The sequence below is a fragment of the Veillonella dispar genome (genome assembly GCF_937975875.1).
Classification (GTDB): Bacteria; Bacillota; Negativicutes; order Veillonellales; family Veillonellaceae; genus Veillonella; species Veillonella dispar_B.
Genome location: NZ_CALJSP010000173.1, coordinates 1 through 10,349, shown reverse-complemented (window position 1 = coordinate 10,349; position 10,349 = coordinate 1). Strand labels below are relative to the sequence as shown.

At 41.8% G+C, this 10,349-nt stretch carries 8 protein-coding genes; all 8 read right to left on the bottom strand.

The annotated features are described in order from the left end of the window. Positions 1-431, bottom strand: a 431-nt coding sequence (locus tag Q7P05_RS08610; RefSeq protein ID WP_303931656.1) for an aldolase/citrate lyase family protein, incomplete at its 3' end; no start/stop codon positions are given. Continuing rightward, positions 431-700, bottom strand: a complete 270-nt coding sequence (gene citD, locus Q7P05_RS08605) for a citrate lyase acyl carrier protein (RefSeq protein ID WP_005385629.1) — start codon at positions 698-700, stop codon at positions 431-433. The genes Q7P05_RS08610 and citD, both read right to left, overlap by 1 nt. A gap of 105 nt (positions 701-805) precedes the next feature. Next, entirely contained in the window at positions 806-2,206 is a 1,401-nt protein-coding gene (locus Q7P05_RS08600) for a DASS family sodium-coupled anion symporter (RefSeq protein ID WP_303931655.1), read from the bottom strand. A gap of 396 nt (positions 2,207-2,602) precedes the next feature. Next, entirely contained in the window at positions 2,603-3,514 is a 912-nt protein-coding gene (locus Q7P05_RS08595; RefSeq protein WP_303931653.1) for a LysR family transcriptional regulator, read from the bottom strand. Positions 3,515-3,527: 13 nt separating this feature from the next. Continuing rightward, positions 3,528-4,271, bottom strand: coding sequence for a Bax inhibitor-1/YccA family protein (locus Q7P05_RS08590; protein WP_295792970.1), 744 nt, complete (start codon positions 4,269-4,271; stop codon positions 3,528-3,530). A 37-nt stretch (positions 4,272-4,308) separates the two neighbouring features. Then, entirely contained in the window at positions 4,309-6,057 is a 1,749-nt protein-coding gene (pyk, locus tag Q7P05_RS08585; RefSeq protein ID WP_303931650.1) for a pyruvate kinase, read from the bottom strand. Between the two features lie 145 nt (positions 6,058-6,202). Next, positions 6,203-9,610, bottom strand: coding sequence for a DNA polymerase III subunit alpha (locus Q7P05_RS08580; RefSeq protein ID WP_303931648.1), 3,408 nt, complete (start codon positions 9,608-9,610; stop codon positions 6,203-6,205). A 12-nt stretch (positions 9,611-9,622) separates the two neighbouring features. Beyond that, a partial coding sequence (locus Q7P05_RS08575; protein ID WP_303931646.1) for a M48 family metallopeptidase occupies positions 9,623-10,349 on the bottom strand: 727 nt, incomplete at its 5' end.

Genomic DNA, 10,349 nt, shown 5'->3' with positions numbered 1-10,349 from the left:
ATGTTGATTGTACCTTCTTCCCAACCGTTAGCTTTTTCAACTTCTTCAATTTTTTTCGCTACAATTTCAACTTCAGAAACATCTTCAGTTTTAGGTAAACGAATCAAATTAGGTTTAGCTGGAACGATTACATCTAGATCATCATAACCATAAGGAGTTTGTGTAGGATGATTGATACGAACAACTGTTTCACCACGGAACTTACGAGATTTCAATGCTTCTGCAGTTAAAAGGCGAGCAGTGTCTTTTTCAGTAATAGCAACGGAATCTTCGATGTCGATCATGATAGAGTCAGCACCGTGAATGTCAGCACTGTTAATCATTTTAGGTGTATTACCTGGTACGAACATCATGGAACGAGACAAGCGTTTTTTAGCAGCCTCTGTTAATGGGTTTGTTTTAACTTCTGGGAATGTTTTATCGTTAGCCATTATGCTTTGCTCCCCCTTTCCAATGCGCCTAATACGCGAGCTTTAATTGTGTAATCCCAAGCATTTTTATCTTGTACGATTACTTTCACGCCATCAAAACCAGCTTCTTTCACTGTGTTCAAGATAACGGATTTAATTTGGTCGCCGTATTGACGGATAACTTTGGATGTTAATTCAATTTCGATACCGCTAGCAATCGGTTCAACCGTTACTAATGCATCATTTTTTTCGTCGAAGCCAGCTTGTGCAGCTTTTACTAATTGTGCCATGTTGCATCCTTTCACTAAAAATATATCAAATGGCAAAGACCAGACGTGTCGCGAATGTCTGGTCCGTGCCGCTAAAACAATGTTGATTATAAAATTATATGGTGATTAAATCATACCGATGAAAGTCCACCAAGGAATACCTACTACGAAGAGTAGAATCCAACTCAATACTGCTAAGATAGCACCAGCAGTCCACCAGTCTTTCAAGTTATTGTAACCTGCAGAGTAGATGATTGGACCAGGGGATGCACCGTAGTGAGTTACGAGACCGCCAAATGCGTTTGTTGCAAGCAATACAAGACCAAACATAACTGGATTTACGCCTGCTGCCATACCTACAGTTAAGAATACTGGAAGCATAGATGCAATGTATGCAGTACTAGAAGCGAATAAGTAACGAATTACAACGCTAATAGCAGAAAGAATTAAGACAACTACGAGTGGAGATACATCGAGTGCCAAGTTTGCTTGCATATATGCTGCAAGCCAAGCAAAGAATTTAGCTTTTGTTAAAGCAGTGGATAAACCAAGGATAGCACCGAACCAGATGAATGTGTTCCAAACAGCTTTAGTTTGAACCATGTCATCCCAAGTGATGATACCAGCGAAGAACACAATAGTCATAGCTACTAATGCTACTGCTGTTGGGCTCAAGTCAAAACCGATGGAAGGCAATGCCCAACCGATAAGAGCAAGAATAAATACAACAGCCAAGATTTTTTCAGACATTTTCATAGGTCCTAATTTAGCAAGACCATCAGCAGCTAATTTCTTATTATCAATTTTTACTGCTTCAGGACGGTCGATCCAGTAACCTACAAGTGGCACAAAGATCAACATTACAAGACCAGGAAGAGCTAAAGCTAAAGCCCATTCAGCCCAAGTCATATTTAGACCAGTGATTTTAGTAACAAAGTCCAATGCCAACACGTTTGGAGCCATAGCTGTTAAGAACATGAAGGATGTAATTTTTGTTACGAAATAGCCATTCATCAAGATGAAGGAACCACCGCGTTTAGCAGTATCGCCAGGATAGGAACCGATAGATTCAGCGATAGATAAATTGATTGGATATACAATACCAGCCGCACGTGCTGTGTTAGAAGGTGTAGCTGGGGATAATACTAAATCAAGAAGTGCTGTTACATAGCCAAGACGTAATACAGTAGAACCAAATGCATCAATCAAATGGTATGCAACGCGGTGACCGAGACCAGTTTTACCAAACGCAACACTCAAGGAGAACGCAGCGATGATCATCCACAATGCTGTGGAGCCATAACCTACCAAGATATCTTTTGCATTGTCTAAGAATAATGCAGATGCAGATAATACAGCTAATAAAATAATTTGAATTGGGTATGGTTTTAAAATCAAACCTACGATACCTGCAATGTAGAAGCCTAGAAGGCGCCACGCCGTATCAGTGAGCCCATCTGGTGGAGTTGTAAACCAGAGGATAATTGGAATTAGCACGATAAGTGCTAGTTTTAAGAATTTTTCCATGTTTATTCCTTTCTTAAAAACATAGGCATGTATATCATCCTAACACTCCCCTAAAGATTCGTGATACGCGACTATCATCTATTGAACTCTAGGAGTCTTTGTCTACACTCATTATATATGCTTAAAAGAATTATGAATAATAGATTACCTTTATAGGGGTTATAAAAACTTTTATATCTACCAATCATACTTTTTATGCATTTTGAGCATAGATTTGCAGCCCAAAATGAAAAAAGTGCATGTATACGTCCCCAAAGGGGGTATACATGCACTTACATGGTACTGCCTTGCTCTTTCGAGACACCTTTATTATGACTGATTATATCGAAAAAGTCTAATACTGAAATAGCATGGATAGACAGTTATAAAGCCTTATATAGACTCGATTTGTATAATCTATCCTTTATATTCTCTAAAAATACTATTATCTACTACGGTATGTTTTTTATAGTAATCGCGAACATATTCAATGAATGTTTTAACTACTACAAGATTTTCCGCATCCTTTGTATATACCATATTTGTATCACGAGTGATATAGGTACCATCTTTGCTACGCAATGGACTTACATATATATCTCTATCCTTACAAGAACCAAGGCCCATATAGGTCAAAATGGACCATCCAAGGCCTGCACGTACAAAGTGACGGCACGTACTCATAGAATTTACATCCATTGCAACACTCGGTGGTTCTTCAAAATGCTCAGCACACCACGTTTCAATAATGTTTGCTACAGATGCATCTGTTTGGTATTTAATGAATGGTACCTTCTCTAACGACTCAGGTGGTACTAATTCTTTATAGACTAAACAATACGGTTCATCTAAGAGAAACTCTGATTTACCAGATACGTCATAGCCACCACGTGCAAAGGCTACCATACAGTCACCAGTATTAAACATTTTTACTACTTGATGGCTGAAAGCAGTTTTTACTTGAATATGAACATCTGGATATTGCTCCCTAAAGGATTGCAATAGCGCAGGTAGTTCATAGTCTGCAAAGTTAATAGATGACGCAATTTTCAAGGTTCCTTGAATCTTACCAGACGCTGAGTTCATAGCATGCTCCAACGCCTCTTGATCTTGCATCATTCTTTTACAGTAGTCATAAAAAATTTCGCCTTGTGCCGTAAGAGCAATTCCTTCAGCAGTTCGCAACAACAGAGAATGGCCTAAGGCTTTTTCCATATGGCGCAACCGATAACTCAACGCCGGTTGTGATAAAAATAATTTTTCTGCAGCCCTTGAAATGTTGCCTTCATCGACAACAGTCACAAAGGTTTGCCATTCTCTATCGTCCATACAAGCTCCTTTGTTATCGCTTATTACCAAAGATGCGCAATAAGGATAAGAATAAGTTAATGAAATCCAAGTATAGGCTCAAAGCACCTGTGATTTCAATGCGGTCTAGAATAGTTTCATCCTCCAAGAGCGCTACTTGTGTCACATTATTTTTAATGCGGTTCACATCGATAGCTGTAAAGATGGAGAATACTACAACCCCTACATAACCTAGAACTAAGCTAACAGTGTCGCTAAAGCCACTGAGTACAGCCCAGTTAAAATAACGAGCCCCTATCATCACAAAAGATACGATAATCATACCAAGTAAGGCAGCCATTACATATGGTGTAAGGGATGATAAGTTACGTTTTGTAGTAGCCCCTACGATAGCAAAGCCAATGAAGAACGCTAACGTACCGATTAACGCGGGAATAACTACTTCAAATACATTATATCTCAAGGATATAAGTGTCAATGTAAGACCATTCAATGCACTGTAGAGGAAGAACATGCCTTTTAAAGTCATAACATTGGCAGTATACGCACGAGCACTAAATAGGAATACTACGCCTAGTTCAACTAATAGAATAATATTAAAGTTTTCGTATGCAAAGCGTAGCCAGTTTGGATTTGCCAACGCAGCCACTCCAACACCGATAGTCGTAAGTAAACCTACAACCATCCACAAGAAGGATCCCTTCAAACGTTGGGATACAATACTTTCAACCTGAGCAACTTGAGAATTGCTAGGTCCTGTTACATTATATGGATTCATACTATCCCTCCTTATATTTAATTATCTTTTACTAAAACTATCGAGCATTGGCAATACCTGCAAATACCTTGCCACGTTCACCGTCGATAGTTACCTCTTGACCTTCTAAAAGTACTTCATGAGCATTTTTAGCGCCTAAAATAACAGGAATACCATAAGTAATACCCGCAATAGCACTATCAGAGGTGTAACCATCTTCAACAGCGATAATGCCACCTGCACGTTTAGCAATAGCCATTAATTCAGGCTCCATTGTGCCCACCACAAGGATATCGCCGTCTTTGAAGCTTTCATAATTGCCCTTATGATTAGCAGCAATGAATACAGTGCCTGTAACGGATTTACGCAAAATACCATTACCAGATAAGAGTACTTGGCCTGCAATATGAACGCGAATCATATTTGTAGTACCTGTTGCACCAGATGGTACGCCAGCCGTTACCACAACTAAGTCACCAGACTCAATGGCACCGGTGCCAAGAGCGCCTGTAATTGCTTGTTTAACCATTTCATCAGAGTTAACGATTTCATGACCTTTAATAGCCTCTACGCCCCAGCATAATTGCATGCGGCGAATTGTTTCTTCATGCGGTGTTACAGCAATAATTTTGCAAGCCGGACGATGCCGAGCAGTGCTAATTGCAGTATGACCAGATTCAGTACATGTCAAAATAGCAGCAGCCCCAAGGTTTTGAGCGATGCGCACGCTTGCTAAACATACAGCACTGGTAGTCGTCATATCCACATCTTGACGAGCACGGCTTTTACTATCGTAAATAGCAGCTTGTTCTGTTACCTCAGCAATGCGTGTCATAGTCGTAACCGCCTCTACTGGGTAAGCACCATTTGCTGTTTCACCAGACAACATGATCGCATCCGTACCATCTAAGATGGCATTGGCTACGTCACTTGCTTCCGCCCGTGTAGGACGTGGATTTTGAATCATGGACTCTAGCATTTGGGTTGCCGTAATAACTGGTTTACCCAAGTCATTACATTTTTCGATCATCATTTTTTGAAGTACTGGTACCTCTTCGGCAGGAATTTCTACACCGAGGTCACCGCGAGCAACCATGAGGCCGTCCGCTACTTCCAAAATTTCATCGATATTTTTAACGCCTTCAGCATTTTCAATTTTTGCAATAATCTTGATATCTTTTTTCTCAGACTCAAGAATGCGACGAATGGCTACAATGTCCTTACCGCGTTGCATGAAGGATGCGGCTACAAAGTCTACACCCTGTTGACAGCCAAAGCGTAAATCCGCTTCGTCCTGTTCAGATACAGGTGGCAAGCTAAGCGCTACACCTGGCACAGCCACCCGTTTACGGTTACCGATTTCACCACTATTTTGAACGGTAGTAATGATGTTATTTCCTTCGATGGAATCGATGTTAAGTGTTACAAGGCCATCAGCCAAGAGGATTTTATCCCCAACGGACACGTCGCCTACAAGACCTTTGTGGTTCACGGAGCTAAGCTCTTTTGTACCTTCCACATCATCGGTAGTCAACGTAAATTGTTGACCTGCCTCAAGGAATACCTTGCCCTCTTTAAATAGACCGAGACGAACCTCAGGACCTTTTGTATCGAGCAATAGCGCGATTGGTTTATTAACAATCATCGCCGCATCACGCACCATTTGCATGCGCTCTGCTTGCTCTTCATGAGATCCGTGAGAGAAATTAAAACGAGCCACATTCATGCCCGCTCGCATCATATCTTCTAAAATACCAAATTTATCCGTTCCCGGACCTACAGTACATACGATTTTTGTACGTTTCATCTTACCTCCTATGAAAGTAATTTCTATATTGAATCTTTCATTTCTTATTGTAGTAATGCTGGTGAAAGCTATCTGTGCTTCACGCAACATTAAGTTATTAAGTAGTAAATATATTTTCGTGCAATAATATCTACTTATGCATATATTATTGCACCTCTACGGAGCCATCACCTAATATAGCTTCAATAGCCTTGATAGATTCATCACTAGGATCAAAGCACATATTCGGTGGCAAGTTAATGCGCTTCCGTTGACGGTGTAAGTATAGTGATGTTGGTACAGAGCCTGCGGTGCTAGTTAACACCCGTTTCAAAGCCTCACTATTTTCTGGCGTGTCATATTGGCTATAAATGTGGATGGCCACATGTTTCGCCTGACTATAGTTTACCTTTAACGGCATAATGCGGTCTGCAATAATTTGCACACCCTTTTCATCCGCATCAACGCGGCCTTTTACCTTAACGATCATATCGACCGCAAGGAACTGTTGACTTTGACTGAAGACCTTAGGGAACGCGACTACATTAGCCGCACCAGAATAATCTTCAATGCGAAGAATGGACATAACCTCGTTCCGTCTCGTCATGCGGTCCGTCTTATTTTCAATCAAACCTCCAAAGGTAATGGTTTGGCCATCATATTGCTCTGGATTTTCTACAAGAGCACCTAGTTCAAAGAGGCCCTCTAATTCCTTAGCATAGCCTTGCAATGGATGGCCTGTGATGTAAAAGCCTGTATATTCTTTTTCATCCTTCAATTTATCGTCTTCCGATAAATCCTCCACATTAGGAACAGGGATGAAATCTACAGACTCCTCTATATCGCCAAAGAGACTCATGGTGCCCATAGCGGCATCCTTTTGCTCTTTAGCACCAACAGCTTGAGCGCTTTCATACATGTGCAACAATTGGTTTCGGTTTTCTTTGAAACCATCCATGGCGCCGCATCGAATGAGACTTTCAAGAAGGCGTTTGTTGACAACCTTATTATCAACACGTTTGCAGAAGTCCACGATATCCGTATATAGACCGTGCTCATTACGCTCAGTAATCAAGCGATCGATAGCATTGTCCCCTACGTTCTTGATGCCCCCAAGGCCGAAGCGAATGGCATCACCTTGTACGGCAAAGCTGCGCTCAGAATAGTTAATATCTGGGCCTAGCACCTTAACATTGTGCTTCTTGCAGGCATTGATATAGTACGTCAACTTTTGCATGTTCTGCATAAAGCTAGTCATGGTAGCAGCCATGAATTCAGGGAAATAGTGGGCTTTCAAATACGCCGTTTGGTACGCAATATACGCATAAGCCGCACTATGTGATTTATTAAAGCCATAGCCCGCGAAGTATACGAGCAAGTCAAATACTTCGTTCGCAATGGACTCTTCTATACCATTATTAATGGAACCTTGAATAAAGGACTCACGCTGAGCCTTTAGAACAGATTCCTTTTTCTTACCCATGGCGCGGCGCATTAAGTCCGCTTGACCAAGTGAGAAGCCGCCCATGGCGGATGCAATCTGCATAACCTGTTCTTGGTACAAGATTACACCAAAGGTATCTTTCAAAATCGGTTCCAAGATAGGATGTAAATAGGTAACCTCTTTTTTACCGTGACGGCGGTCGATAAAGTCCGCTACCATGCCAGAGCCCAATGGGCCTGGACGGTACAAGGCTACCAATGGAATTAAGTCCTCGAAATGTTCAGGCTTAAGGTCCATAACGAGCTTTGTAATACCTTCCGATTCGAGCTGGAATACACCAGATGTATCGCCCTTAGTAAGGATATCACAAGCTGCCTTGTCGTCTAATGGGATAGCATCTAAATTGAGATCAATACCACGGTTAGCCTTGATGAGCTTTAAAGCATCCCCCATAACCGTTAAGGTACGGAGGCCCAAGAAGTCCATCTTTAAGAGGCCTAATTCCTCAATGTTATCCTTATCGTACTGCGTTACAAAGCCTTCATCATTGGCATTTTGTACCGGTACGTGGTCATCTAGAGGGTCTGCAGAAATTACGACGCCCGCTGCATGAGTGGACGAATTGCGCGCAATCCCTTCTAGCTTTTTACCAAAATCAAATAGCTCTTTAACATTAGCATCCGCTTCATATAAAGCTTTTAACTCTTTACCTTGCAAAGCCTTATCTAAGGTAATCCCTAGTTCATTAGGAATCATCTTAGCAATACGGTTGACTTCCGCTAGAGGTAAGTCTAGCACGCGACCTACGTCTCGGATAACGGCACGAGCCGCTTCAGTACCAAAGGTAATAATCTGAGACACACGAGCTTGGCCGTATTTTCTCGTTACATATTCAATGGCTTGACCACGCTTTTCGTAGCAGAAGTCAATATCGATATCAGGCATGCTTACCCGTTCTGGATTTAAGAACCGTTCAAAGAGCAAGTCGTACTTCAATGGATCGAGGCCTGTAATGCCTAATAGATAGGCTACTACGGACCCTGCCGCAGAACCACGACCAGGACCTACTAAAATGTCGTGCTCACGGGCATAGCGTACATAGTCCCATACGATGAGGAAGTAATCCTCAAAGCCCATGGTTCCAATAACATCTAACTCGTAGTCTAAACGTTTTTGTAATTCTTCAGATATTTCACCATAAAGGCGTGGAATTTCTCGTTCACATACCTTACGCAAATAGGTCTTAGACGTTTCCCCTTCTGGCACATCAAAATGTGGCAAGTGATGTTCGTCGAAATTAAACTCTACATTGCAACGTTCTGCAATTTTTAAGGTATTTTCGATAGCCCCTGGAATATGTCCAAATAGCTCAGCCATCTCATCCCCAGATTTTAAATAGAACTCATCATTAGGGAATTTTAAGCGATCCACCTCAGCACGACGTCGGCCTGTAGAAATACAAACCTTAATATCCTGCGCATCTGCATCCTCTTTTAAAACATAGTGGAAGTCATTAGATGCTACGATGCCAAGACCATATTCCTTACTGAGCTTAATAAGCTCCTCTTGGGCCTTTGCCTCCTCTGGCAAACCATGATTTTGGATTTCTAAGAAGAAATTATCCTTCCCGTACGTCTCGATATACCATTCAATGGATCGCTTCGCGCCTTCCATATTATCTTGCAAGATATACTGAGGGATTTCCCCTTGAATACACGCACTGAGAGCAATAATACCCTTGCTGTATTGACGCAATAAATCTCGGTCTGCACGTGGCTTATAATTAAACCCTTCAGTAGAGGCTTTCGACACGATTTTTACGAGATTTCGATACCCTTCCATAGTCTCTGCTAATAGAATGAGATGTTTCAAACGTTCACGGCTGCGACCTTCCTGCTTATCAAGACGGCTACCTTCTGTGACATATACTTCACACCCAATAATCGGTTTAACGCCTTGAGCCATACATTCCTTATAAAAATAAATGGCTGCGTACATATTGCCGTGGTCTGTAATGGCAAGGGCTGGCTGATTTAACTCCTTCGCACGACGTACCATGTCAGGCAAACGACTAATACCGTCTAGCAAACTAAATTCTGTATGACTATGTAAATGTACAAATGGCTGCATGGTACACCTCCTTTAAGGGCGATGAGCAAAATATACGTTCAATGACTTCTTACGAGCCTTCCAATCTGGCAAAAACTGTGCCACTAGATTGTGAAAGTTCTTAGAATGGTCTAAATACTTAAAATGGGCAAACTCATGAACCATAACGTACTCAATATACGCCTGTGGCCCCTCTAATAGTCGAGTGTTCATCTTGATGAGCTGCTTGGCTGGCGTACAAGAACCCCAACGGCTCTTCATGCGCTGCTGTTTTATAGTTGGCATAGGCACATCGATACCTTGCTTGTGAAAGCGCTGATACACGACCTTTGCCCAATGGACAAAGACCTTCTCCCCTAAATTACGCCAATAACTTTGCATTAATTTATGCTTAGCCTCAAAGGTCGTACCACGAGGTACCACCATGGTAAGGATGGCTTTTCCGTCAAAGCCAATGTGAGGTTTTCCGTCCTGCTCAACTAGGCGCAACGTAACAGGAATGCCGAGGATAGATAAGCTTTCACCATTCACATACTGCAACGCCTCAACACGCTTGGCATTCAATGCATCAATCTTGTAACGAGTCCGCTCAATGAAGGGCATATTCTCGATGACAAACTTGTCCACCCTATAATCCGGCACATAGGCATTCGCCGACACATGGATCACACCATCCTTTGTAATGCGCATGTTCATGTTCTTCACACGCTTGATGGTTAACTCATATTCAATTCTGTCGCCATTATAGGTAATAGACCTA

Bases quoted from the DNA above. Each gene is read 5' to 3' on its own strand.
- citD (WP_005385629.1), bottom strand. From the start codon at position 700: ATGGCACAATTAGTAAAAGCTGCACAAGCTGGCTTCGACGAAAAAAAT.
- Q7P05_RS08580 (WP_303931648.1), bottom strand. From the start codon at position 9,610: ATGCAGCCATTTGTACATTTACATAGTCATACAGAATTTAGTTTGCTA.
- Q7P05_RS08590 (WP_295792970.1), bottom strand. From the start codon at position 4,271: ATGAATCCATATAATGTAACAGGACCTAGCAATTCTCAAGTTGCTCAG.
- pyk (WP_303931650.1), bottom strand. From the start codon at position 6,057: ATGAAACGTACAAAAATCGTATGTACTGTAGGTCCGGGAACGGATAAA.
- Q7P05_RS08595 (WP_303931653.1), bottom strand. From the start codon at position 3,514: ATGGACGATAGAGAATGGCAAACCTTTGTGACTGTTGTCGATGAAGGC.
- Q7P05_RS08600 (WP_303931655.1), bottom strand. From the start codon at position 2,206: ATGGAAAAATTCTTAAAACTAGCACTTATCGTGCTAATTCCAATTATC.